The 25,060-nt window shown below is 71.8% G+C and carries 19 protein-coding genes; 17 read left to right on the top strand and 2 right to left on the bottom strand.

The genetic code is table 11. The features are described from left to right. Positions 1–5: 5 nt before the first annotated feature. The 17 genes from ACIBVP_RS13355 (at position 6) to ACIBVP_RS13435 (ending at position 22,127) form a co-directional block, all read left to right on the top strand. Positions 6–2,090, top strand: a complete 2,085-nt coding sequence (locus tag ACIBVP_RS13355) for a prolyl oligopeptidase family serine peptidase (RefSeq protein WP_396106338.1) — start codon at positions 6–8, stop codon at positions 2,088–2,090. Continuing rightward, positions 2,090–3,040 carry an LLM class F420-dependent oxidoreductase gene (locus tag ACIBVP_RS13360; protein WP_396106339.1) on the top strand — a complete coding sequence of 317 codons (951 nt, stop codon included), beginning with the start codon at positions 2,090–2,092 and terminating at the stop codon, positions 3,038–3,040. The genes ACIBVP_RS13355 and ACIBVP_RS13360 overlap by 1 nt, the downstream gene beginning before the upstream one ends. Before the next feature lie 272 nt (positions 3,041–3,312). Then, the gene (locus ACIBVP_RS13365) at positions 3,313–4,611 is read left to right on the top strand and encodes a pyridoxal phosphate-dependent decarboxylase family protein (protein ID WP_396106340.1); all 1,299 of its coding nucleotides are present in this window, start codon (positions 3,313–3,315) and stop codon (positions 4,609–4,611) included. Continuing rightward, positions 4,608–5,876 carry a lysine N(6)-hydroxylase/L-ornithine N(5)-oxygenase family protein gene (locus ACIBVP_RS13370; RefSeq protein ID WP_396106341.1) on the top strand — a complete coding sequence of 423 codons (1,269 nt, stop codon included), beginning with the start codon at positions 4,608–4,610 and terminating at the stop codon, positions 5,874–5,876. The genes ACIBVP_RS13365 and ACIBVP_RS13370 overlap by 4 nt, the downstream gene beginning before the upstream one ends. A gap of 53 nt (positions 5,877–5,929) precedes the next feature. Next, a complete protein-coding gene (locus tag ACIBVP_RS13375) occupies positions 5,930–7,621 on the top strand; it encodes an IucA/IucC family protein (RefSeq protein WP_396106428.1) in 1,692 nt (563 codons plus the stop codon). Beyond that, positions 7,618–8,889, top strand: coding sequence for a glutamine synthetase (locus ACIBVP_RS13380; RefSeq protein WP_396106342.1), 1,272 nt, complete (start codon positions 7,618–7,620; stop codon positions 8,887–8,889). The genes ACIBVP_RS13375 and ACIBVP_RS13380 overlap by 4 nt, the downstream gene beginning before the upstream one ends. Positions 8,890–8,937: 48 nt before the next feature. Further along, positions 8,938–9,735, top strand: a complete 798-nt coding sequence (locus ACIBVP_RS13385; protein ID WP_396106343.1) for a TIGR03084 family metal-binding protein — start codon at positions 8,938–8,940, stop codon at positions 9,733–9,735. Positions 9,736–9,892: 157 nt separating this feature from the next. Next, positions 9,893–11,545: an acyclic terpene utilization AtuA family protein gene (locus tag ACIBVP_RS13390; RefSeq protein ID WP_396106344.1), complete on the top strand. Its 1,653-nt coding sequence runs from the start codon at positions 9,893–9,895 to the stop codon at positions 11,543–11,545. After that, complete coding sequence (locus ACIBVP_RS13395) at positions 11,542–12,687, top strand: acyl-CoA dehydrogenase family protein (RefSeq protein ID WP_396106345.1); 1,146 nt, start codon at positions 11,542–11,544, stop codon at positions 12,685–12,687. The genes ACIBVP_RS13390 and ACIBVP_RS13395 overlap by 4 nt, the downstream gene beginning before the upstream one ends. Beyond that, positions 12,684–14,291: an acyl-CoA carboxylase subunit beta gene (locus ACIBVP_RS13400; RefSeq protein ID WP_396106346.1), complete on the top strand. Its 1,608-nt coding sequence runs from the start codon at positions 12,684–12,686 to the stop codon at positions 14,289–14,291. The genes ACIBVP_RS13395 and ACIBVP_RS13400 overlap by 4 nt, the downstream gene beginning before the upstream one ends. Positions 14,292–14,296: 5 nt before the next feature. Next, the gene (locus ACIBVP_RS13405) at positions 14,297–16,261 is read left to right on the top strand and encodes a biotin carboxylase N-terminal domain-containing protein (RefSeq protein WP_396106347.1); all 1,965 of its coding nucleotides are present in this window, start codon (positions 14,297–14,299) and stop codon (positions 16,259–16,261) included. Beyond that, entirely contained in the window at positions 16,258–17,418 is a 1,161-nt protein-coding gene (locus ACIBVP_RS13410; protein WP_396106348.1) for an acyl-CoA dehydrogenase family protein, read from the top strand. Before ACIBVP_RS13405 ends, ACIBVP_RS13410 begins: the two co-directional genes overlap by 4 nt. Beyond that, entirely contained in the window at positions 17,418–18,026 is a 609-nt protein-coding gene (locus tag ACIBVP_RS13415; RefSeq protein ID WP_396106349.1) for a TetR/AcrR family transcriptional regulator, read from the top strand. The genes ACIBVP_RS13410 and ACIBVP_RS13415 overlap by 1 nt, the downstream gene beginning before the upstream one ends. Before the next feature lie 111 nt (positions 18,027–18,137). Beyond that, positions 18,138–20,321, top strand: a complete 2,184-nt coding sequence (locus ACIBVP_RS13420; protein WP_396106350.1) for a helicase — start codon at positions 18,138–18,140, stop codon at positions 20,319–20,321. Continuing rightward, entirely contained in the window at positions 20,318–20,881 is a 564-nt protein-coding gene (locus ACIBVP_RS13425; RefSeq protein WP_396106351.1) for an SRPBCC domain-containing protein, read from the top strand. Before ACIBVP_RS13420 ends, ACIBVP_RS13425 begins: the two co-directional genes overlap by 4 nt. Positions 20,882–20,885: 4 nt before the next feature. After that, positions 20,886–21,305: a PaaI family thioesterase gene (locus tag ACIBVP_RS13430; protein WP_396106352.1), complete on the top strand. Its 420-nt coding sequence runs from the start codon at positions 20,886–20,888 to the stop codon at positions 21,303–21,305. A 3-nt stretch (positions 21,306–21,308) separates the two neighbouring features. Beyond that, on the top strand, positions 21,309–22,127 hold the full coding sequence (locus ACIBVP_RS13435) for an NAD(P)H-dependent oxidoreductase (RefSeq protein ID WP_396106354.1): 819 nt from the start codon (positions 21,309–21,311) through the stop codon (positions 22,125–22,127). A 162-nt stretch (positions 22,128–22,289) separates the two neighbouring features. Here ACIBVP_RS13435 and ACIBVP_RS13440 read toward each other — a convergent pair whose 3' ends face one another. After that, positions 22,290–23,693 (bottom strand): cytochrome P450, encoded by a 1,404-nt coding sequence (locus ACIBVP_RS13440; RefSeq protein WP_396106356.1) that lies wholly within the window; start codon positions 23,691–23,693, stop codon positions 22,290–22,292. 33 nt (positions 23,694–23,726) lie between these two features. Beyond that, positions 23,727–24,953, bottom strand: coding sequence for a TetR/AcrR family transcriptional regulator (locus ACIBVP_RS13445; protein ID WP_396106357.1), 1,227 nt, complete (start codon positions 24,951–24,953; stop codon positions 23,727–23,729). Positions 24,954–25,060 lie beyond the last annotated feature (107 nt).

Below are 25,060 nucleotides of genomic sequence, written 5' to 3' on the forward strand. Positions count from 1 at the left end.
CGGGGGTGACCAACTCATTCCTGAGACTGCAGGCCAGGACCCAGCGGTTCACCCTCGGCACGCCCCGCGGCTTCCAGGTCTCGCCGGACGGCTCGCGCGTGCTCTTCCTGCGCTCGGCCTCCGGTGAGGACCGGCAGCACATCCTGTGGCAGCTGGACGTCGCCTCGGGTGAGGAGACGCGGCTCGCGGACCCGGAGGCGCTGCTCGGCGGGGACGAGGAGCTGTCCCCGGAGGAGCGGGCGCGGCGCGAACGCAGCCGTGAGCAGGCGGGCGGCGTGGTCGGCAACGCGACCGACGCGCAGGTCCGGATCGCGGCGTTCGCGTTGTCCGGCAAGGTGTTCGTCGCCGACGCGGTGACCGGCGAGGTCCGCGAGCTGGCGACCGAGGGCCCGGTGATCGACCCGCGGCCGGACCCGACGGGCACGCACGTCGCCTACGTCGCGGGTGGCGCGCTGCGGGTCGTCGCGGTCGGTGAGAACGGGAGTGGGAGCGGGGACCGGGCGCTGGCCGAGCCGGACGGGCCGGACCAGGCCTGCGGTGTGGCCGAGTTCATCGCCGCCGAGGAGATGGGCCGGGCGCGCGGCTTCTGGTGGTCGCCGGACGGCACCCGGCTGCTGGTCGCCTTCACCGACAAGAGCGCGGTCCGCCGGTGGCACATCGCCGACCCGGCCAACCCCGGCGCCGAGCCGAACGTGGTCGCCTACCCGGCGGCGGGCACCGACAACGTGACGCTGCGGCTCGCGGTCGTCGGGCTCGACGGGTCGCGGGTGGAGGTCGACCGCGGCGACGACGAGTACTTCGTCACCGCCCACTGGAGCGCGAACGGCCCGCTCCTGATCGCGCAGCAGCCCCGTGACCAGCGGCGCATGACGGTCCGGTCGGTCGACGCGGACACCGGCGCGACGACCGTGCTCGCGGAGGACACCGACGACCGCTGGGTGGAGATCGTGCCCGGTGTGCCCGCGTGGACCGCCGACGAGCGCCTGGTCCGGGTCGCGGTGGCCGACGGCTGGAACCGGCTCGTGGTCGACGGCAAGGAGGTCACCCCACCCGGACTGCAGGTCCGCTCGGTGCTCGACGTCGGCGACGACGTGCTGTTCACCGCGTCCGCCGACGACCCGACGCAGGTGCACGTGTACCGGTGGGCCGACGACGGCGTCACGCGGGTGTCCACTTCGGACGGCGTGCACACGGCGGCGCGCGGCGGGGACGTCACGGTGCTGGCGGCCTGGTCGCTCGACCACGCGGGCCCGAAGGTGTCGGTGCTGCGGAACGGTGCCCCGGCCGGTGAGATCGCGTCGCTCGCGGTGGAGCCGCCGGTGACGCCGAACGTACGGCTGATGACCGTCGGCGAGCGGCGCCTGCGGGTCGCGCTGCTGTACCCGACGGACCACCGGCCGGGCACGAAGCTGCCGGTGCTGCTCGACCCCTACGGCGGGCCGCACGCCCAGCGCGTGCTGTCCACACGGAACTCCTACCTGGGCGCGCAGTGGCTGGCGGACCAGGGTTTCGCGGTCCTCATCGCCGACGGGCGCGGCACGCCGGGCCGTGGTTCGGAGTGGGAGCGGGAGATCGCGTTCGACTTCGCGGGCGTCACGCTGGCCGACCAGGTCGACGCGCTGCAGGCGGTCGCGGCGTCCGAGCCCGACCTCGACCTGTCCACTGTGGCCATTCGGGGCTGGTCGTACGGCGGGTACCTGTCGGCGCTCGCGGTGCTGCGGCGGCCGGACGTGTTCCACGCGGCGATCGCGGGCGCGCCGGTGACCGAGTGGCGGCTCTACGACACGCACTACACCGAGCGGTACCTGGGACACCCGGACGAGAAGGCCGACGTGTACGACCGGAACTCGCTGATCGACGACGCGCCGGGGCTGGAGCGGCCGCTGCTGATCATCCACGGCCTGGCCGACGACAACGTCGTGGTGGCGCACTCGGTGCGGCTGTCCGCGGCACTGGTCGCGGCCGGTCGGCCCCATGCCCTGCTGCCACTGCCGGGCGTCACCCACATGACGCCACAGGACGACGAGGTCGCGGAGAACTTCATGCTGATGCAGGTCCGCTGGCTGCGTGACGCGCTGGGGGTGGCGTGATGGACCGCTGGGGTCTGACGCTGCCGCTGACGGGCGTGCCGCTGCCCGCGCACCGTGACCTGGTGCGCTCGCTGCCCGACCTGGGGTACACGGACGTGTGGTCCGCGGAGACCGCGGGCACGGACGCGTTCACGCCCCTGGCGCTGGTGGCCGAGTGGGCGCCGGGCATGCGGCTGGGCACGGCCATCGCACCGGTCTACACCCGCGGCGCCGGCCTGCTCGCGATGCAGGCGGCGACGATCGCGGAGCTGGCGCCGGGCCGGTTCGTGCTGGGCATCGGCACGTCGACGCCGACGATCGTGACGAACTGGAACGCGTTGCCGTTCGAGGCGCCGTTCGCGCGGTCGCGGGACACGCTGCGGTTCCTGCGGGCGGCGCTGCGCGGCGACAAGGTGACGGATAAGTACGAGACGTTCGCCGTGTCGAAGTTCCGCCTCGAACGGCCGCCGACCCCGCCGCCGCAGGTGGTGCTGGCGGCACTGCGCCCGGGCATGCTGCGGCTGGCGGCCAGGGAGGCGGACGGCGCGATCACGAACTGGCTGGCGCCGTCGGACGTGCCGACCGTGCGGTCCGCGCTCGGCGACGAACCGGAACTGGTGGCCCGCATCTTCGTGTGCCCGACCACGGACGCCGCCGCGGCCCGCGGCCTGGGGCGGCTGCTGATCTCGAGCTACCTGACCGTGCCGGTCTACGCGGCGTTCCACGAGTGGCTGGGCCGCGGCGAGGCGCTGCGCGGCATGCACGAGGCCTGGGCGGCCGGTGACCGCCAGGCCGCGAACGCGGCGATCCCGGACGAGGTCGTGGACGAGCTGATCGTGCACGGCCCGCCGGAGAAGTGCCGGGAACGGGTCGCGGAGTACGTCGAACAGGGACTGACCACGCCGGTGATCTCGATCCTGCCGACGGGGGACGACCCGTCGGAGATGGTGCGGGCACTGGGCCGAGCCTGACGGCGCGCAGCGCGAAGACCCCAGAACTGAACATGGGCGGCCTCCGGCCCCCCGAAAACCAGCCTACCGGCGACCGCCGACATTCCCGGCCCGCCGAACCCCGCCTGTGGACAAACCCGGCACCTGTGGACAACCCGTCCGCGGCCGGGGCTCGTTGTCGGTGGTGCCCCGTACGCTGGAAACCGGGGGCCGGAGGGCACCCGTGACACCGTCGCCCACCAGGAGGTCCAGTACAGTCCTCTCGAAGTTAGGTTTGCCTAAGAAGGAGTCCCATGCTGGCCAGTTCCGAGTCGGTTCGTGACCTCGTCACGGTGGCACTCGACGCCGTGACGGCGGCCGCTCCGGCCCGGCCCGTGCCTCCCGGCGGGCCCGCCGCGGTGGCCGCGACCCTCGACGTCGACCTCCTTCCCGACGACGGGATCGGCGAGAAGGCCGCGCTCGACCAGCTCAGCAGGCTCCTCGTGCTCGGCTCCGTCGACCCGTCCCACGCCTGGTGCGCCGCCCACCTGCACGGGCCACCGCTCGCCGTCTCCGCCGCGGCCGACCTCGTCGCCAGCATGCTCAACCCCTCCATGGACTCCTGGGACCAGGCGCCCATCGCGAGCGAACTCGAGTCGGCGCTGACCGCCGCCATCGCCCGGCTCGCCGGGCACGCCGACGCCGTGATCACCAGTGGCGGCACCGAATCCAACCTCATCGGGCTCCTCCTCGCCCGCGAGGCGCACGGCACCGTCCAACCCGTCTGCGGCCGCAACGCCCACCACAGCATCGCCCGCGCGGCGTGGCTGCTCGGGCTCCCCGCGCCGGTGCTCGTCGACTGCGAACACGGGCGCCTGCGCGTCGATCACCTCCGCGACACCCTGGCCACGCTTGACCGGCCCGCCGCCGTGTTCGCCACCGCGGGCACCACCGACACCGGCGCCATCGACCCCATCGCCGACATCCGGGCAGCGGCACCGGACGCGTGGCTGCACGTCGACGCCTCCTACGGCGGTGCTGCCCTCTTCAGCGACCGGCTCGCGCCGCTGCTCGCCGGGCTCGCCGACGCCGACTCCGCCGCCATCGACCTGCACAAGTTCGGCTGGCAGCCCATCGCGGCCGGGGTGCTCGCCACCAAGCGGCCGTTGACGGCGCTGGACGTCCGCGCCGACTACCTCAACGCGGAGGACGACACCGACGCCGGGCTGCCCGACCTGCTCGGCCGGTCCCTGCGCACGTCGCGGCGGCCGGACGCGTTCAAGATCGCCGTGACGTTGCGTGCCCTGGGGCGCCGGGGGATGGGGCAGCTCGTCGAGCACTGCTGCGCGGTCGCCGCCGAGGTGGCCGACCTCGTCGAACGGCATCCGGGCCTGGAACTCTGGGCGCGCCCCGAACTGTCCACTGTGGTCTTCCGGCCGACCGGTGCGGCCGACGACGAGGTGGCCGCGATCCGGCGCCGGCTGCTCGAGGACGGCACCGCCGTGCTCGGCCGCGCCACCGTCGACGGGCAGGTGTGGCTCAAGCTGACCCTCCTGCGCCCCACCGCGACCGCCGCTGAGTACGCCGGTCTGCTCGACCTGGTCGCGCCGTGATCTCCGACGCCACCTACGACCTCGTCGGCGTCGGCATCGGTCCCGCCAACCTGTCGCTCGCCGCGCTCGCCGAACCGCTCGACGGGCTGCACACCGCGTTCTTCGAGCGGGAGAGCGCGTTCCGCTGGCATCCCGGCCTGATGATCGACGGCGCCGCGCTTCAGGTGCCGTTCCTCGCCGACCTCGTGTCCCTCGTGGACCCGACGAGCCAGCTGTCGTTCCTCGCCTACCTGCGAGACCGCGAACGGTTGTACCCGTTCTACTTCGCGGAGAAGTTCCACATCCCGCGCGCCGAGTACGCCGACTACTGCGCGTGGGTGAGCCGCCGCCTGCCCACCCTGCGGTTCGACCAGACCGCGCGCGCCATCCGCTGGTCGGCGGCCGACGAGGCGTTCGAGTTGGACGTCGCGCCGGCCGGACGGGTGCTGGCCCGCAACGTGGTGCTCGGGGTCGGGACGGAACCGAAGGTCCCGGCACCGCTCGAACCGTTCGCCGTGCACTCCGCCGACTACCTGCCCGCCCGCGACCGGCTCGTCGCCACCCCCGACGTCACCGTCGTCGGCTCGGGGCAGTCGGGTGCCGAGGTGTTCCTCGACCTGCTGCGGGCACGTCCCGCGGGCCAGGGTCGGTTGCGCTGGCTCACCAGGACCCCGGCGTTCGCGCCCATGGAGTACTCCAAGCTCGGCCTCGAACAGTTCACACCGGACTACACGCGTTTCTTCCACGGCCTCGACGAACCGGTCCGCGACCGGCTCGTGCCCGCGCAGTGGCAGCTGTACAAGGCGATCAGCGCCGAGACCATCGCCGACATCTTCGACGAGCTGTACCGGCGGACCGTCGGCGGCGGCTGGCCGGACGTCGTGCTCGCACCGGGAGTCGAGGTCACCGCCGCCGAGCAGGCCGCCGACGGCGTCGAGCTGACGCTGCGGCACGTGCACCAGGGTGGTCAGGCAACAGTCACGACCGACGCGATCGTGTGCGCGACCGGTTACCAGGAACGGGATCTGGGCGACCTGCTCGGTCCACTCGGGACGGAACTGGACCGCGACGCGGCGGGCAGGATCGTCGTCGACGCCGACTACCGCGTCGGCACCGCCACGCCGGGCGCGCTCTACGTGCAGAACGCCGAACGGCACACGCACGGCGTCGGCGCGCCCGACCTCGGGCTCATCGCGTGGCGGGCCGCGACGATCCTCAACTCGGTGTGCGGCAAGAAGGTCTATCCGCTGCCGGAGCGGACCGCGTTCACCACCTTCGGATTGTGAGGACTCCAGTGCTGACGACCTGGCGGCACGCCGGTGCCCTGATCACGCACAAGATGCTCGGCGAGCTGAGCTACGAGGGTCTGTTCGTGCCCGAGGTGGACGGTGCCGAGTACGTGCTCGCGCTGCCGGACGTGACCTACCGGTTCCGTGCGCGACGCGGGGCGTTCGAGACGTGGCACGTCGAGCCGGGCAGCGCCACCCGCGACGGCGAACCGGTGGCCGACCCCCGTCAGCTCGTGGTCGACGCGCGCAAACAACTGGGGCTCACCGGGTTGCGGCTCGCGGACGTGCTGGCCGAGCTGACCGCGACGGTCGCCAACGAGGCCGCCCGGCTGGCGCACGCGCCCACCGCGGCCGAGCTGATCGCCATGGACTACGACCACGCCGACGGCCACCTCACCGGCCACCCCCGGCTCGTGCTCAACAAGGGCCGCGTCGGGTTCTCCGCACGCGACCGCGAGGTGTACGCACCCGAGTCGGGCAAGGCGTTCGCGCTGCGGTGGTTCGCCGTGCACCGTGACTTCGCGTCGTTCCGGTGTGTGTCCGAGCTGTCCGAGGAAAAGCTGCTGACCGAGGAACTCGGCGAACTGTACGACGAGTTCCGCGCCGGTCTGCCCAACCCGGACGACTACGTGCTGGTGCCGGTGCACCCGTGGCAGGCCGACGAGATCATCGGCACGCTCTACGCCGCCGAGGTGGCGGCGGGCACCGTCGTGCCGGTCGGGTTCAGCTCGGACGCGTACCTGCCGCACCAGACCGTCCGCACGCTCGCCAACGTCACCCACCCGACGCGCCGGGACGTGAAGACCGCGGTGTCGGTGCGGAACACGCTGGTCTACAGAGGACTGGCCCAGGCGGCGACACTGGCCGCGCCTGCCGTCACGACCTGGCTGCGGTCGATCAGCGCCGCGGACCCGTTGCTGGACGAGGAGTACCGGTTCGAGCTGCTGGGCGAGGTCGCGAGCGTCTCGGTGAAACACCCGCTGTTCGGGCACATCGACGAGCTGCCCTACCGGTTCCACGAGACGCTCGGCGCGCTGTGGCGGGAGCCGCTGCGGGTCCGTGTCGGGGCCGGTGAGCGCGCGTTGTCGTTCGCCGCGCTGCCCTACCGCGGCCCGGACGGCGAGGCGGTGCTCACCCGGCTGATCCGCGAGTCCGGTGTGGACACCGCGGAGTGGCTGCGCACGTGGCTCGACCTGTTCCTCACCCCGTTGCTGCACTGGCTCCTGCGGTACGGCGTCGGTTTCTGCCCGCACGGCCAGAACCTGATCCTGGTCACCGACGAGCACGGCCTGCCGGTGCGCGTCGCGATCAAGGACTTCGCGCAGGGCGTCGACCTGATGGACGAGGAGCTGCCCGAGTACGCGACGCTCGCGCCGGAGGCGAACGCGGACATGCTGAGGTGGGCGCCGCACCTGCTCGCGCAGTCCCTGTTCAGCTCCGTTTTCGCGGGTCAGCTGCGGTTCCTGGCGGAGATCCTGCACGACGACCTCGGCTACCCGCGGGCCGCGCTGTGGGCTCAGGTCCGCGAGATCGTGCGCCGCTACCGCGACGAGCACCCGGAGAGCGCTCGCCGGTTCGACGCCTGCCTGCTGTTCGCGCCCGACGTCGAACGCGTCACCCTCAACCGCGAACACCTGGCGGGACAGGGCTTCGACAAGGTCGACCGGGACGACGAGTTCGACGTGCGCTTCGGCCGCGCCAAGAACCCGCTCCACGCCCCCGACCCGGACGGCGCCTGGTGATCGTCAGTCCCCGCCCGCGCGGGCCGCGCTCGCTGGCGGCGCGCGCGTCGACGGCCGAGTCCGTCGCGGCGGAGCTGCGGGCACGGATCGACGACGGCACGGTCCGGCGGGTGACGTTGCTGGTGCCCGACCCGCACGCCCGGTTCGCGGCCGTGGAGCTGGGTGCCCGGTTCTTCGCCGACACCGTGCCGGCGGACGGCTACGGGCTCTGCACGTACGCGTTCGCGTGGAACCCGGAACGCGAGGCGGTGGCGGCGCCGGTGTTCGAGCCGTACACCACGACCTACGGTGACCTGCGGCTGCGACCCGACCTGTGTTCGGTAGTCCTGGACGGCGACGACGGCGTGCTGGTGGTCTGCGACGCGGAGGACGTCGAGTTCGCGCCACGCACGGTGCTGCGGGGGCAGGTGGAGCTGGCCGAGGCGGCGGGCTACGTGCCGTCGGCGGGCATCGAGCACGAGGTCACGTTCACCACGCCGTCCGGCGAGCCCCTGGTGACCGAGGGTCTCGACTACGCGGCAGGCGGCCTCGACCCGCTGCGCCCGTACCTGACAGCTGTCAGGTACGCGGTGGATCACCTGGGCGTCGAGTCGCTGCGGGGCGAGTGCCACCCCGGTCAGTACGAGGTCGTCCTCGGCCACCGCGACGCACTCGCCGCCTGCGACGACGCCCTGCTGCAGCAGCTGCTGGTGCGCCGGGTCGCCGCCGAACACGGTGTGCGGGCGGGGTACCTGGCGGCGGAGCGGCCGGGCGCGGGCAGTTCGTGCCACGTGCACATCTCGCTGTCGCCGGACTTCCCGCTGGAGCACTTCATCGCTGGGGTGCTGCGGGCGGCGCCGGACCTGACCCCGTTCTGGGCGCCGACGTGGAACTCCTACGTCCGGCTGCGGACCGCGGACTTCTCGCCGCGTGTCGTGCGGTGGGGCGTCGACGACCGGACGGCGTCGGTCCGCGTGGCCGGGTCGGGCGGGTCGCGGCGCGCCGAGGTCCGGTTCGCCGGGGCCGACGCGCAGCCGCACCTGGTCGTCGCCGCGATCCTGGCGGCCGGGCTGTGGGGGATCCGCGAGGAGCTGACGCCGCCGGCCCCGACCGAGCTGCCGTCGACGCCGTGGCAGGCGCGGGCGGCGCTGGCGTCGTCGGAGCTGGCGAGGGAGTTGCTGGGGGAGTCCGTGGTCGAGGCGCAGCTGGCCCACCTGGACGAGGAGATCGAGGCGGGCCTGACCGCGGTCACCGACTGGCAACGCCGCCGGGGCGACCTCCGCCGATAAAAACAAGCATGCTTGCTTGAATGCGTCGCGCGTGCCATCGTGGACCGCGTGGTGGAGCTGAACGCCCTCGTCGCCGACCTGCGTGCCGAGGGCGACGAGATCGACGCACTGGTGCGGGACCTGGCGGCGGACGGATGGGCGCGCCCGACGCCCGCGGCGGGGTGGACGGTCGCGCACCAGATCGCGCACCTGGCCTGGACCGACGAGCGGGCGCTGCTGGCGGCCACCGACCCGGCGGGCTTCCAGGCGGAGTTCGCCGAGCACGCCGCGCAGGCCGCCGATGGGCTCGACGGAATCGTCGACGCCGAGGCGACGCGGCTGGCGCAGCGCCCGGACCTGCTGGACTGGTGGCGTGCGGGCCGGGAACGGCTCGCGGTGACGCTGCTGGACCTGCCCGAGGGGACGAAGCTGCCCTGGTACGGCCCCCCGATGTCGGCGGCGTCGATGGCGACGGCCCGGCTGATGGAGACGTGGGCACACGGCCAGGACGTGGCGGACGCCGTCGGCGCCCGGCGCACCCCGACGGCGCGGCTGCGGCACGTCGCGCACATCGGTGTGCGGACCAGGGACTTCGCGTACCTGGTGCGGGGCAAGCAGCCGCCTGCGGAGGCGTTCCGGGTGGAGCTGATGGGGCCCGGTGAGGAGCTGTGGACGTGGGGTCCGGAGGACGCGTCGCAGCGGGTGACCGGGCCTGCGCTGGAGTTCTGCCTGCTGGTGACGCAGCGTGTGCACCGCGCGGACACGGCGCTGGTGGCGGTGGGGGACGACGCCAACGCGTGGCTGGACATCGCGCAGGCGTTCGCCGGCCCGCCCGGCAAGGGCCGCGAAGTGGGGAGCCGAGGATGAGCGCGGGTATGGCCTCCGGCCCCCGGTGCCACGTTACCGGCGACGACCGACAGGGCTGGTCGCGTGCGGGCGGGTTGTCCACAGGTGCCGTTCCGGCGTGGGCCGATGTGTCGGTGTCGTGCCGTAGCGTCGAACCGGGGGCCGGAGGCCAACCCTCATGACTGTTCGTATCGGCAACGCGTCCGGGTTCTACGGGGACCGGCTCTCCGCGGTGCGGGAGATGCTCACCGGCGGCCCGCTCGACTACCTCACCGGGGACTACCTCGCCGAGCTGACCATGCTGATCCTCGGGCGGGACCGGATGAAGGACGCGTCCCGCGGCTATGCGCGGACCTTTCTCCGTCAGCTGGAGGACACCCTTGACATCGCGCTGGAGCGGGGCGTCAGGATCGTCGCCAACGCGGGTGGGCTCAACCCCGCCGGGCTCGCCGCCGCCATCCGTGAGCTGAACCCCCACGTGAAGGTCGCCCACGTCGAAGGTGACGACCTCCTCGACCGCGGCTTCGACGGCGCGCTCACCGCCAACGCCTACCTCGGGTGCTGGGGCATCGTCGAGTGCCTCGACGCCGGGGCGGACGTCGTCGTCACGGGCCGGGTCACCGACGCCTCGCTCGTCGTCGCGCCCGCCGCGCACCACTTCGGGTGGGGCCGGGACGACGTCGACCGGCTCGCCGGGGCCACCGTCGCGGGCCACGTCATCGAGTGCGGGACCCAGGCCACCGGCGGCAACTTCGCCTTCTTCACCGAGATCGCCGACCTCACCCACCCCGGGTTCCCCATCGCGGAGATCGACGAGGACGGCTCCTCCGTCATCACCAAGCACGACGGGACCGGTGGCGCTGTCACCGTCGACACGGTCAGGGCGCAGCTCCTCTACGAGATCGCGGGACCCCGCTACCTCGGACCCGACGTCACCAGCCGCTTCGACTCGATCCGGCTCACCCAGGACGGGCCCGACCGGGTCCGCATCGACGGGGTCACCGGCGAGGCACCGCCCGACACGTTGAAGGTCTGCGTCAACACCCTCGACGGGTTCCGCAACTCGATGACCTTCGTCCTGTGTGGACTCGACGTCGACGCCAAGGCGGCGCTCGTGCGGCGGCAGCTGGAGAACACCCTCGGCGCTGACGGTCTGGAGTGGACGCTCGCGCGCACCGACCACCCGGACGCCGACACCGAGGAGGCCGCGTCCGCGCTGCTCCACGTCACCATCCGGACCCCGGATCCCAAGCGGGCCAAGGCGTTCTCCCGTGCTGCCGTCGAGCTGGCGCTCGCGTCCTACCCCGGCTTCACTCTCACCTCCCCGCCAGGGGACGGCTCACCCGTCGGCGTCTACCGGCCGGAGTACGTGCCGCAGGACGCCGTCGAGCACGTCGCCGTCCTGCCCGACGGCACCCGCACCACCATCGCACCACCGGCTGTGACCGCGGTGGCGCCCGTCGACACCCCCGGCGACGACAGCCCGATCCCCGGTGGGCCGACCAAGCGGGTGCCACTCGGCACGATCGTCGGGGCCCGCTCCGGGGACAAGGGCGGCGGCGCCAACCTCGGGGTCTGGGTCCGGGACCCGGCCGCCTACCCGTGGCTCGCCGCCGAGCTGACCGTCGACCGGGTGCGGGAGTTGTTGCCCGAAGCCAAGGACCTCGACATCGAGCGGTTCCCGCTGCCCAACCTGACGGCTGTCAACTTCGTGTTCCACGGGCTCCTCGGCAAGGGGGTCGCCGCCTCCAGCCGGTTCGACCCGCAGGCCAAGTCGCTGGGCGAGTGGCTCCGGTCCCGTCACGTCGACATCCCGGAGGACCTCCTGTGAACCCCTTCGACACACCCGAGCGGCGCCAACTCCGGGAGACGACACGGCGCTTTGTCGAGAAAGAGGTACGGCCACATCTCGACCAGTGGGAGCGGGACGGCGAACTGCCCCGCGACCTGCACCGCAAGGCCGGTGAGCTGGGCCTGCTTGGCGTCGCCTTCCCGGCGAGCGTCGGCGGCGGAGGTGGCGACGTCATCGACGCGACCGTCGTCACCGAGGAGGTCCACTACGCGGGTGGCTCGGGTGGGCTCGTCGCCTCGTTGTTCACCTCCGGCATCGCCCTGCCGCACATCGTCACCGCCGGGGATCCCGACCACGTCGAGCGCTGGGTGAAGCCGACGCTCGCCGGGGAGAAGATCGGGTCGCTCGCGGTCACCGAACCCGACGGCGGTTCGGATGTCGCGAACGTGCGCACCACGGCCAAGCGGGACGGTGACCACTACGTCGTCAACGGCGCGAAGACGTTCATCACCTCCGGGGTCCGCGCCGACTTCGTCACCACCGTCGTCCGGACCGGTGACGAAGGCGCCCACGGGCTGTCACTCCTGGTCGTGGAACGCGGCACGCCCGGGTTCACCGTCACCCGCAGGCTCGACAAGATGGGCTGGCACTGTTCCGACACGGCCGAGCTGTCCTACACCGACGTCCGCGTCCCGGCGGCGAACCTCGTCGGCGCGGAAGGTCAGGGGTTCGCCCAGGTCGCGACTCACTTCGTCACCGAGCGGCTCGCGCTCGCCGTGCAGGGGTACGCCACCGCGCAGCGGGCGCTCGACCTCACCGTCGAGTGGTGCCGGATGCGCGAGACGTTCGGCCGCCCACTGATCAGCCGTCAGGTCGTGCAGCACAAGCTCACCGAGATGGCCCGGCGGGTGGACGTCGCCCGCACCTACACCCGGCACGTCGCGCTCCGGCACGCCGCCGGTGAGCACGTCATCGCCGAGGCGTGCTTCGCGAAGAACACCGCCGTCGAGACCGGCGAATGGGTCGTCAACGAGGCCGTGCAGCTGCACGGTGGGCTCGGCTACATGCGCGAGTCCGAAGTGGAACGCCACTACCGCGACGTCCGCATCCTCGGCATCGGCGGTGGCACCAACGAGATCCTGACCGGCTTGGCCGCGAAAGTGCTGGGTTACCACCCATGACAACGATCAACTCCACCGTGGACACCACGTCCACCGAACACAAGGCCAACCGCGAGGCCATGCTCGACAAGCTCGCCGAGATCGAGGCCGAGCACGCCAAGGCCGTCGCGGGCGGTGGCGACAAGTACATCGAGCGGCACCGCAAGCGGGGCAAGCTGCTCGTCCGCGAACGCATCGAGCTGCTGCTCGACCCCGACTCGCCGTTCCTGGAGCTGTCGCCGCTCGCCGCGTGGGGCACCGACTACAAGGTCGGCGCCAGCGTGGTCACCGGCATCGGGGTGGTCGAGGGTGTCGAGTGCATGATCAGCGGCAGCGACCCGACGGTCAAGGGCGGCGCGAGCAACCCCTGGACCACCAAGAAGTCGTTCCGCGCCGCGGACATCGCCGCGCAGAACCGGCTGCCCACGATCAACCTCGTCGAGTCCGGCGGCGCGGACCTCCCCACGCAGAAGGAGATCTTCATCCCGGGCGGCCGGATCTTCCGCGACATCACCCGCGCCTCCGCGGCGGGCTGTCCGACCGTCGCGCTCGTGTTCGGCAACTCGACGGCCGGTGGCGCGTACCTGCCCGGGATGTCCGACTACGTGGTGATGGTCAAGGAGCGCGCGAAGGTGTTCCTCGGCGGGCCGCCGCTGGTCAAGATGGCCACCGGTGAGGAGTCCGACGACGAGTCGCTCGGCGGCGCCGAGATGCACGCCCGCACGTCCGGTCTAGCCGACTACCTCGCCGTCGACGAGGAGGACGCCATCCGGATCGGGCGCCGCATCGTCGCCCGGCTCAACTGGCGCAAACAGGGACCGGCGCCCGCCAGTGTCTACAGTGAACCGCTCTACGACGCGGAGGACCTGCTCAGCATCGTGCCGACCGACCTCAAGGTGCCGTTCGACCCGCGTGACGTGATCGCCCGCGTGGTCGACGGCTCGGACTTCGACGAGTTCAAGCCCCTGTACGGTACGAGCCTCGTCACCGGCTGGGCGCGGGTGCACGGTTACCCGGTCGGCGTTCTCGCCAACGCGCGCGGCGTGCTGTTCAGCGAGGAGTCGCAGAAGGCGGCCCAGTTCATCCAGCTGGCCAACCAGATCGACACGCCGCTGATCTTCCTGCACAACACCACCGGCTACATGGTCGGCAGGGAGTACGAGCAGGGCGGCATCATCAAGCACGGCGCCATGATGATCAACGCGGTGTCGAACTCGAAGGTGCCGCACATCTCGATCCTCATGGGCGCCTCCTACGGTGCCGGGCACTACGGCATGTGCGGCCGTGCCTACGACCCGCGGTTCCTGTTCGCGTGGCCCAGCGCGAAGTCCGCGGTCATGGGTCCGCAGCAGCTCGCCGGCGTGCTGTCCATCGTGGCTCGCCAGGCGGCCGCGGGCCGCGGCCAGGAGTACAACGAGGAGCACGACGCCGCCATGCGGACCATGGTGGAGAACCAGATCGAGGCCGAGTCGCTGCCGATGTTCCTGTCCGGCATGCTCTACGACGACGGGATCATCGACCCGCGCGACACCCGCACGGTGCTCGGCATGAGCCTGTCCACGATCCACAACGGACCTGTCCACGGTACTTCAGGCGCTGCCGGCTTCGGCGTCTTCCGGATGTGAGCGGGATGATCACGACACTGCTCGTCGCGAACCGGGGCGAGATCGCCCGCCGGGTCTTTCGAACCTGCCGCACGTCAGGCATCTCGACCGTCGCGGTGTTCTCCGACGCCGACGAAGGAGCACCGCACGTCCGCGAGGCCGACGCCGCGGTCCGGTTGCCCGGTGTGTCACCGGCCGACACCTACCTGCGGGCCGAGCTGATCATCGACGCCGCGCGCGAGTCGGGTGCCGACGCCGTGCACCCCGGCTACGGCTTCCTGTCGGAGAACGCGGCGTTCGCCCGTGTCGTCATCGACGCCGGTCTGACGTGGGTCGGGCCGTCGCCGGAGGCCATCGAGCAGATGGGCTCCAAGATCGAGTCCAAGCGGCTGATGGCCGAGGCCGGTGTGCCCGTCCTGTCCGAACTGGACCCGGACGCGATCACCGAGGCCGACCTGCCGGTGCTGGTCAAGGCGTCCGCGGGCGGTGGCGGGCGCGGCATGCGTGTCGTCCGGTCGCTGGCCGAGCTGGCGGACCAGGTCCAGGGTGCGCGTTCGGAGGCCGCGTCGGCGTTCGGCGACGACACGGTGTTCGTCGAGCCGTACCTGACAACCGGCAGGCACATCGAGGTCCAGGTGATGTGCGACCGGTACGGCACCGTCTGGGCCGTCGGCGAGCGCGAGTGCTCGATCCAGCGCCGCCACCAGAAGATCGTCGAGGAGTCGCCGTCACCGCTGGTCGAGCGGGTCGCGGGGATGCGGGACGAGCTGTTCGCCGCCGCTCGCAACGCCGCCAAGGCCATCGGGTACGTCGGCGCGGGCACGGTCGAGTTCCTCGCCGACGAGACCGGCCGGTTCTACTTCCTCGAGATGAACACGCGCCTGCAGGTAGAGCACCCCGTCACCGAATGCGTGTCGGGGTTGGACCTGGTCGGCCTGCAGATCGGGGTCGCGGAGGGCAGGCCGCTCCCGGCCGGGCCGCCGCCGTCGCAGGGGCACGCCATCGAGGTGCGGCTCTACGCCGAGGACCCGGCCGCCGACTGGCGCCCGCACAGCGGCACGCTGCACCGGTTCGAGGTGCCCGGCGTGGCCGCGGAGTTCACCGTCCCGCTCGGCACCGGCATCCGGCTCGACTCCGGTGTGGACAGTGGCTCGGTGGTGAGCCCGCACTACGACCCGATGCTCGCCAAGGTCATCTCGGTGGCCCCGTCGCGGGACGTGGCCGCCCGCGCGCTGGCCGTCGCGCTGACGAAGTCGAAGGTCCACGGCATCACCACCAACCGCGACCTGCTCGTGAACATCCTGTGCCACCCCGCCTTCCTGGCGGGGGACACGGACACGGCGTTCTTCGAGCGTCACGGCCTCGACGCGCTCGCCACGCCACTCGCGACGGAGCCGACCGTCCGGCTGTCGGCGCTGGCGGCGGCGCTGGCGGACGCGGCCGCTAACCGGGCCGCCGCCACGGTGCTCGGCCGCATCCCCAGCGGGTGGCGCAACGTGGTCTCCGGGCCGCAGCGCAAACGCTTCACCATCGGGGACACCGAGCACGAGGTCACCTACCGGCTCGGCCGCGACGGGCTGATCGGCCACGACGGCGTGCGGCTGATCGAGGCGACGCCGACGACGGTCGTCCTCGACCTGGAGGGGCTGCGCCGCCGCTTCGACGTGGCCGCCTACCCCGGGCTGTCCGTTGTGGACTCGCCGTTCGGGTCGGTCGCGCTGGTGCCGGTGGAGCGCTTCCCCGACCCGGCGGCGCAGGTCGCGGCGGGTTCGCTGCTCGCGCCGATGCCCGGCACGGTCGTGCGGGTCGCGGTCGAGCAGGGCGAGACGGTCACCGAGGGCCAGCCGCTGCTGTGGCTGGAGGCCATGAAGATGCAGCACCGGATCAACGCCCCCACCGACGGTGTGGTCACCGAGCTCGGTGTCACGGCGGGGGACCAAGTCGAGGTCGGCCGTGTTCTGGCCGTCGTCAGCGCTGAGGAGGCACAATGACCGGGTTCAACGAGTCCGACGAACGGCGGGCGCTGCGGGCGGCGGTCGCCGACCTGGGTGGACGCTACGGCGGCGACTGGTTCCTGAAGAAGGCCCGCGCGGGCGAGAAGTCCACCGAACTGTGGGACGAGGCGGGCAAGCTCGGCTACCTCGGCGTGAACGTGCCCGAGGAGTACGGCGGCGGTGGCGGCAACATCGGCGACCTCGCCGCGGTGGCGGAGGAACTCTCGGCGCAGGGCTGTGGCCTGCTGCTGATGGTGGTGTCCCCGGCGATCTGCGCGACGATCATCACCCGCTTCGGCACCGACGCGCAGAAGCAGGAGTGGCTGCCCCGGTTCGCCGACGGGTCGCTGCGCATGGCGTTCGCGATCACCGAACCGGACGCCGGCTCCAACTCGCACAAGATCACCACGACGGCCCGCCGCGACGGCGACGAGTGGGTGCTGAACGGTCGCAAGGTGTTCATCTCCGGCGTCGACGAGGCGGCCGCCGTGATGGTCGTGGGCCGGACCGAGGACGCGAAGACCGGCAAGCTCAAGCCCGCCCTGTTCATCGTGCCGACGGACACGCCCGGCTTCGAGTGGCAGCCGATCGAGATGGACATCGTCTCGCCGGACAAGCAGTTCATGCTGTTCCTCGACGACGTGCGCCTGCCCGCCGACGCGCTGGTCGGCTCCCAGGACGCGGCGCTGCTGCAGCTGTTCGCGGGCCTGAACCCGGAGCGGATCATGGCCGCGTCGTTCGCGATCGGCATGGGCCGGTACGCGCTGGACAAGGCCGTCGACTACGTCAAGTCGCGCCAGGTGTGGAGCACCCCGATCGGCGCCCACCAGGGCGTCGCGCACCCGCTCGCCGAGGCGAAGATCCAGCTGGAGCTGGCCAAGGTGATGACGCAGAAGGCGGCGGCGCTCTACGACGCGGGCGACGACATGGGCGCGGGCGAGGCCGCGAACATGGCGAAGTACGCGGCCGCGGAGGCGTCGATCAAGGCGGTCGACACGGCCGTCCAGGTGCACGGCGGCAACGGCCTGACCGCCGAGTACGGCCTCGGCGCGCTGGTCTCGGCGGCGCGGGTGAACCGGATCGCGCCGGTGAGCCGTGAGATGATCCTCAACTTCGTCGCCCAGAACACCCTCGGACTCCCGAAATCGTATTGATGACAGAAGTACTGCGTGAACCGCGCCAGGACCGCAGCCGGGCCACCCGGCAGCGGCTCCTGGAGGCGGCCATCGAATGCCTGGCCGAGGTGGGCTGGTCGGGTAGCACGGTGTCGGTGGTGGCGGAACGGGCCGGCGTCTCGCGCGGCGCCGCCCAGCACCACTTCCCGACCCGCGAGGACCTGTTCACCTCGGCCGTCGAGTACGTGGCGTCGGAGCGCCTCGCGGTGCTCCGCTCCAGATCGGTCGACCTGCCCGCCGGGCCGGACCGCACGCGGGCCGTGGTCGGCATGGTCGAGCTGATGTACACCGGGCCGCTGTTCCGTGCCGCGATCCACCTGTGGGTCGCGGCGTCGTCGGACGAGCGGCTCCGGGAGAGCGTGGTGCAGCTGGAGGAGCGGGTCGGGCGGGAGACGCACCGGACCGCTCTGGAGCTGCTCGGCGTCGACGAGTCGCGCGTGGGCGTGCGTGCGGCGGTGCAGGCGACGCTCGACATGGCCCGCGGGCTCGGGCTCGCCAACCTGCTGACCGATGACAGCAAGCGACGGCAGCGGGTGCTGGACCAGTGGTCGACCATGCTCGCGGAGGCACTGCACGCCGAGCCCTGACCGGCTCGTTTGGCAAATGGTCCACGTCAAGCCATAATCAATGGCTGGCTTTTGTTCGAAAAATTCGGCGAATGCCAGAAAGTGCGTTGATTATAGTTGATGAGGGGCCCTTTGTCAAAGAGCGATTACGACGCGGAATTGCAGGCCGAACGGGAACACATCGCGTCGTTGTACGCGCACCTGGACGCCGAGCGGTCGACCGCGTCGGGCAAGCTCGACGGCGTGCTGATCGACAGCACCGCGGAGACCACCGAGGCGCTATGGGAGCGTGACGTCGCCGCGACCACGCTGACCAGCCAGATCTCCCGGCTGAAGGTGGCGGACAACGGCCTGTGCTTCGGTCGGCTCGACCACACCGACACCACGACGACCTACATCGGCCGCATCGGGCTCTTCGACGAGGAGAACGACTACGAACCGCTGCTGACCGACTGGCGGGCGCCGATCGCGCGGCCGTTTTACGTGGCCACCTCCGCCAATCCGGAAGGGGTCACACGGAGGCGCCATTTCCGGGTACGCGGCCGCCGGGTGCTCGCATTTCACGACGACGTGCTCGAACACGGTGTCGCGGACAGCGACGAGGTGCTCCTCACCGCGCTCAACGCGCCCCGTTCGGACACGATGGGTGACATCGTCGCGACGATCCAGGCCGAGCAGGACGAGATCATCCGTCTCGGCCGCACCGGCGTGGTCGTCATCGACGGCGGCCCCGGCACCGGCAAGACGGTCGTGGCGCTGCACCGGGTCGCCTACCTGCTCTACACGCACCGCGAGCGCATGTCGCGGCGCGGTGTGCTGATCATCGGCCCGAACACCGGCTTCCTCCGCTACATCGGCGGCGTGCTGCCCTCGCTCGGCGAGACCGACGTGGTGTTCGCCACGACCGGGCAGCTGATGCCCGGGGTGCGCACCCGCGCCGCCGACCCGGACCGCGAGGTCAAGGGCAGCCTCGCGATGGTCGACCTGGTGCGGGCGGCCGTCGCGAACCGGCAGGAGGTGCCGGAGACCCCGATCGAGGTCGAGCTGGACGACGTGACCGTCGAGATCGACGTCTCGGTGGCCGGCCGGGCGCGGGAGCGGGCCCGCGGGTCCGGCCGGCTGCACAACCGGGCGCAGGAGATCTTCCGCGACGCGCTGATCCTGGAGCTGGCCGAGCAGGCCGTCGACCGGATCGGCGCGGGCTGGCTGGACGTCCGCGACACGCCCGACCTGGCGAAGGACCTGGCCGCGGACGTGCGCCGCGAGCTGATCTCCAGCGAGGCGCTGGCCGAGGCGGTCGAGCTGCTCTGGCCACGGTTGACGCCGCAGAAGCTGTTCGCCGACCTCTACACCCGCCCGGAGCGGCTCGCCGCGATTCACGCGCCGAAGTCGTTCCACCGGGAGCGCGGCGACGCGTGGACCGTGTCCGACGTGCCGCTGCTCGACGAGGCGGCCGAGCTGCTCGGCCCGTACGAGTCGGACGAGGAGGCCGAGCGGACGCGCCTGGAGCAGGAGGCGTACGCGCGGGGCGTGCTCGACATCCTCGACACCGACGAGGACCCGGACGAGGAGATGCTGCGGGCCGTCGACCTGATCGACCCGACGGCCCTGGCGGAACGGCAGGAGGAGCGCGACCACCGGTCGCTGGCCGAGCGGGCGGCGGCCGATCGCGAGTGGACGTACGGGCACGTGGTGGTCGACGAGGCGCAGGAGCTGTCCGAGATGGACTGGCGGGTGCTGATGCGGCGTTGCCCGACCCGGTCGATGACGATCGTCGGCGACCTCGCGCAGCGCGAGTCGCCGGCCGGCGCGCGGTCGTGGTCGGCCATGCTCGACGAGTACGTGCCGAACCGGTGGACCTACCGGCAGCTGACCGTCAACTACCGCATGCCCGCGGAGATCATGGACGTCGCGGCGTCCCTGCTGTCCACGATGGACACCGCGGCGCAGCCACCGAAGTCCGTGCGGTCGACCGGGGCGCAACCGTGGTCGCGGTGGACCACCGAGGACCGGCTCGCGGCCGCGGTGACGGAGATGGTCGCGCGCATGGAGGCGGAGATCGGCGAGGGCACGGTCGCGGTGATCGCGCCGGACGGCTCGACGCTCAACGTGGACGCGCTGGTGCTGCCGCCGCGCTCGACCAAGGGCCTCGAGTTCGACGGGGTGATCGTGGTCGAGCCGACGGCGATCATGGCGGGCGACGCGGGCGCCGCCGAGCTGTACGTGGCGCTGACGAGGGCGACGCAGCGGCTGGGGGTCGTGCACACGGCCCCGTTGCCGGACTGCCTGTTGCTGCTCGATGATGTGACCCCGTGAAGATCCTCGCCAGGACGGTGGCACCGGCCGCCGACGCCCGCGCCCTGCTGCCGTACGCCACGGTCACCGACGACGGTCTCATCGAGGCCGAGGTGCGGGACCGCGAGTTCACCCAGCGCTGCCTGGAGATCTCGAACGCGGTCGACGAGCTGGAGGGCCGCCCGGTCCTGCGGTACGACGAGACGAGCACGACGGTGGACATCGCCGCGGCACCGTCCGCGGTGTTCGCGTCGCTCACCGAGCGGGAGCTGTTCGCGCGCTGGTTCGGCCTGCCGCTGGCGATCGAGCCGCACCCGGGTGGCCGCTGGGAGATCGAGGGCGGCGGTCCGGTCGGGACGGTCGTCGAGGTGGTGGCGGACCGTCGCCTCGTGCTGTCCGAGGACACCGGCGTCAGCACGTGGGAACTGTCCGAAGTGGATGCCGGCACCCGGTTGTCGGTCAGCATGAGCCTGCGCGGTGGCCCGCCGCCGCCCAGGAGCTGGTGCGGGTGGCTGAGTGGCGTCAACCAGCTGCGCCGGTTCCACGAGGTGCCGGAGCGTTGCCCGATCTGGGTAACCTGACCCGGTGGAGCTGACAATCGACGACGCCCGGCAGGCGCTGGCGGCACAACCGTTCAGCGTCCTGCTCGGGGCGCGCATCGTCGCGTTCGGCGGCGGGGGTACCACCCTGGAGATCGACATCCGCGACGAACACAAGCAGCAGAACGGTTTCGTGCACGGCGGTGTGCTCGCGTACGCGGCCGACAACACGATCACCTTCGCGGCGGGCTCGGTCCTCGGGCCGTCGGTGCTGACCGGGCGGGTCGCCGTCGAGTACCTGCGTCCCGCGGTCGGCCGGGTGCTGGTGGCACGGGCCGACGTCACCGAGTCGTCCGCGCGGCGGGCGGAGGTCCGCTGCGAGCTGTTCGCACAGGACGACTCGGGAACGCGGAAGGTGGTGGCGACCGCGGCGGGGACCGTGGTGGTCGTGAACAGGCGAGGGTGAGGTATGCGGGTGCTGTGGCTCTACGCCCATCCCGACCCGCGGTCGCTGAACGGGGCGCTGCGGGACCACGGGATCGCGGTGCTGCGCGAGCACGGCCACGAGGTGCGCGAGTCGGATCTCTACGCGATGGGCTGGGACCCGGTGGTGCGCGCGGCGGACTTCGCGCACGATCCCGCCGAGCGGATGGACGTGCTCACGGAGTCCGAACGTGCGCTGAACGACGGGACGCTGCACCCGGACATCCGCGCCGAGCAGGAGAAACTGCTGTGGTCGGACACCGTGGTCGTGCAGTTCCCGTTGTGGTGGTTCGGCATGCCCGCGATCCTGAAGGGCTGGTTCGACCGGCTGTTCGTGCAGGGCTTCGCGCAGGGCGTGCTCGACCCGGTCACCGGCCGCGCGCGCCGGTACGGGGACGGCGGGCTGGTCGGCCGCCGCGCGCTGGTGATCACCACCGTCGGCGCGAACGCGGCCACGACCGGACCGCGCGGCATCCACGGTGACCTGGACGAGGTCCTGTTCCCGCTCACGCACGGCACGCTCTGGTACTCCGGCATGACCCCGGTGGCGCCGTTCGTGGTCAACGGCGCGGTCGCGCTCTCCGACGACGAGTACACCGACGCCGCCACCCGCCTGACCGAACGGCTGGTCACCCTGCCGGACGCGGACCCGATCCCGTTCCGCCACCAGAACGGCGGCGACTACGACCCGCACCTCGTGCTGCGGGACGACCACGCGCCGGGGGAGACCGGTGTCGGCATCCACCAGGCGACCGACGGCGTCCACTGCGGCCGCACCGGCGGGGACACGGAGGCACCCCGTTAGCAACCGGGACCAGCGGCCGGGCGTCAGGAGGAACATGGGGACGACGCGGCACGGGTACCGGCGGACAGGACCGGAGCGCAGGCCGACATCGGGCCGGGGCGCACGACGACGGCTACTTCCTCCGCGTCTTCCCCGGGATGCCGCGGTTCGTGGGCGACCGGATCAGCGGCGCGTGAGCGAGATCGGCAGGCCGTCCTTCGGCAGCGGCAACGCGGTCGGGTCCCAGCGGACGTCGTAGTCGGCCGGCACCGTCCACTCGAAACGGCGGACCAGCTCGTGCGCGATCGTCTTGACCTCCTGGGTGCCGAAGTGCATGCCGATGCACTTGTGCACGCCGCCACCGAAGGGCATGTAGGCGAAGCGGTGCGACTTGTCCTCGCGGCGGTCCTCGGAGAAGCGTTCGGGGTCGAAGCGCAGCGGGTCGGTCCAGTACTCCGGCAGCAGGTGGTTCAGCCATGACAACGTCGTCACGAACACGCCCTCCGGCACGTGGTGGCCGAGCAGCTCGGTGTCCTTCACCGTCCTGCGGACCATCCACGGCACCGGGGCCACCAGGCGCATCGACTCCTTGAGCACCAGGTCCAGCGTCGGCAGCTTCTCCAACGTGGACACCGTCAGCGGCTCGTCGCCCAGTGCGAGGGACTCCGCGCGCACCTGGGCCTGCCACTCCGGGTTCTTGCCGAGGTAGTACACGAGTGCGGAGGTCGCGATGGTCGACGTGTCGTGCGCGGCCATCATCAGGAAGATCATGTGGTTGACGACGTCGTCGTCGGTGAACGTCTCGCCGTCGTCGGTGCGGGCGTGGCACAGGGCGGCGAAGAGGTCGTCGGAGTCCGACGCGCGCTTGGCGGGCAAGCTGCGGCGGAAGTAGTCCTCCAGCACCTTGCGCCCGGCGAGACCGGCGCCCCAGCGGCCGATCGGCAGGCGGACCAGCGCCGTGCCGGCGCGCACGGTGTCCACGAACGCCTTCGTCAGCTTCGTGGCCTCGCCGCCGAGCGTGGTGGCCATGAAGATCTTCGTGGCCACGTCCAGCGTCAGCTGCTTGAGCGCCGGGTAGACCAGGAACCCGTCCTTCGGCGACCACGACGACACGCTGTCCCGCACCACGTCGCCGACCTGCACCATGTACCCGGACAGCCGGTCGGCGGTGAACGCCAGCTGCATGAGCCGCCGGTGGTAGATGTGCTCGTCGAAGTCCAGCAGCATCAGCCCGCGGTTGAAGAACGGGCCGATGAAGTACTCCCAGCCCTTCTGCGAGTACGCCTTGTCCCTGTTGGCGAGCACGACCTGCGTGGCCTCCGGGCCGGACGCCGACACGACGTTCACGCCGAACGCACGCACCCACGACACCGGCCCGTACTGGTCGTAGCGCTTCATCGCGTAGTTGAGCCCGAGCCGCAGCATCTCCAGGCTGTGCCCGAGCAGGGGCAGGCCGGGGTCACCGGGAACGGGCTTGAGGCCGGCGGGTGCCTTCGCCAGGTCCTTCCTGGGCCACGCACGGTCCATCAGCCAGCGGTCGAACGCGTTCTTGTCGACGTCGTAGGGTGCGCGCAGCGCGGTGGACATGACTACCTCCCGGCATCGATGGGTCGCTCACGCTCAGGTGTCGATGGGTCGCTCCGCTCCGGTGCTGATGGGTCGCTCCGCTCCCGTGCCGAGAACCGTCACCGCCAGCTCGGTCAGTTCGGCCGCGATCCTCGGCCGACGCAGCAGCCGGGGCGTGCGGGCGAGGTCGTTGACGATCGTCAGGGCCACGTGCACGACGACCTTCGCGTCCGGTTCACCCAGCTCCGGCGCGACCGTGCGCAGCAGCCGGTACCAGTGGCCGACGTAGTGCCGTTGCAGCCGCACCAGGTCCTTGCGGTCGCGTTCGGGCAGGTTGCGCAGCTCGTTCGCGAACGTGGCCATGATGTTGTCCGACCGCAGCACGGTGTCCACATAGGACGTGGCGAGGTGGTTCAGCGCCTCGTCCGGCGGCAGCGTCATCGCGTGCGCGGCCGTGCGGGCCAGCTGGTCGGCCATCCGGTAGCCACCGGCGACGAGGATCGCGGCCTTGCCGGGGAAGTACCGGTAGATGCTCGGGCCCGCCATGCCCGCGCGGGCGCCGATGTCCTCCATGCTCACCGCGGCGTACCCGCGTTCGCGGAACAGCGAGATCGCGGCGGTCAGCAGCTCCTCGCGCCGCGAGCCGGGCGTGCTCGGCGTCGGTTCGGGTAGCGGAACGGGGTCGCCGGCAGACACCTCCCACGAGGTGACCGCCGACGCGAGCGTGGTCAACAGCTCCTCGAAGCGACGTCGCGGCGGGCTCGTGTGGTGGTCGGAGAGGCTCCCGTACACCGACAGGGTCGCCCAGCAGAGCAGCTCGGAGTCGGCCTTGGACAGCTCCGGCCGCACGTCCCGCAGCGCGATGCCCCACTGCGCCATCAGCTCGGCACCCCGGTGGCGGATCTTGGTGCGGTCGGCCTCGGCGAGGTGGCGGCCCTCCCAGCGCCAGAGCGCGGTGATCTCGCGCCGGTCGACGGCGAGCGCCGCGACCGCGCGCAGCAGCGCGTCGAGCTGGTCGGCCGGGGTGCCGGGGGTGGCCAGCGCACCCTCGGTGACCAGGCCGAACGTGTCCAGCCCGGACAGCAGGACGTGGGCCAGGATGTCCTGTTTGCCCCGGAAGTGCCGGTAGACGGCCGGGCCGGTGACGCCCGCGGCCTGGGCGATGTCGTTGACGCTGACCTGGTGGTACCCGTGCTTGCGGAACAGTTCGGCCGCCGCGTCGGCGAGTTGTGCCTTGCGGTTGCGTGGCCGCCTGACCGGCGGCCGGGATGTCTCCGCCACGGTTCCTCCACGGTGCGGTGCTCATCCAAGCTAACCGACGAGCGTGTTGTTGGCAAACCGTCAACGAGGCGCCAAGTGAACTCAGATTAGCGCGATGACGTCGGCCT

This window comes from Actinophytocola sp. NPDC049390, assembly GCF_044466355.1.
GTDB lineage: Bacteria > Actinomycetota > Actinomycetes > Mycobacteriales > Pseudonocardiaceae > Actinophytocola.

What these genes read in the sequence shown, in the direction of transcription:
- ACIBVP_RS13375 (WP_396106428.1), top strand. Translation starts at nt 5,930, where the DNA reads ATGCTCGGCGAGCTGAGCTACGAGGGTCTGTTCGTGCCCGAGGTGGAC.
- ACIBVP_RS13435 (WP_396106354.1), top strand. Translation starts at nt 21,309, where the DNA reads ATGCGGGTGCTGTGGCTCTACGCCCATCCCGACCCGCGGTCGCTGAAC.
- ACIBVP_RS13440 (WP_396106356.1), bottom strand. Translation starts at nt 23,693, where the DNA reads ATGTCCACCGCGCTGCGCGCACCCTACGACGTCGACAAGAACGCGTTC.
- ACIBVP_RS13365 (WP_396106340.1), top strand. Translation starts at nt 3,313, where the DNA reads ATGCTGGCCAGTTCCGAGTCGGTTCGTGACCTCGTCACGGTGGCACTC.
- ACIBVP_RS13415 (WP_396106349.1), top strand. Translation starts at nt 17,418, where the DNA reads ATGACAGAAGTACTGCGTGAACCGCGCCAGGACCGCAGCCGGGCCACC.
- ACIBVP_RS13390 (WP_396106344.1), top strand. Translation starts at nt 9,893, where the DNA reads ATGACTGTTCGTATCGGCAACGCGTCCGGGTTCTACGGGGACCGGCTC.
- ACIBVP_RS13360 (WP_396106339.1), top strand. Translation starts at nt 2,090, where the DNA reads ATGGACCGCTGGGGTCTGACGCTGCCGCTGACGGGCGTGCCGCTGCCC.
- ACIBVP_RS13405 (WP_396106347.1), top strand. Translation starts at nt 14,297, where the DNA reads ATGATCACGACACTGCTCGTCGCGAACCGGGGCGAGATCGCCCGCCGG.
- ACIBVP_RS13400 (WP_396106346.1), top strand. Translation starts at nt 12,684, where the DNA reads ATGACAACGATCAACTCCACCGTGGACACCACGTCCACCGAACACAAG.
- ACIBVP_RS13410 (WP_396106348.1), top strand. Translation starts at nt 16,258, where the DNA reads ATGACCGGGTTCAACGAGTCCGACGAACGGCGGGCGCTGCGGGCGGCG.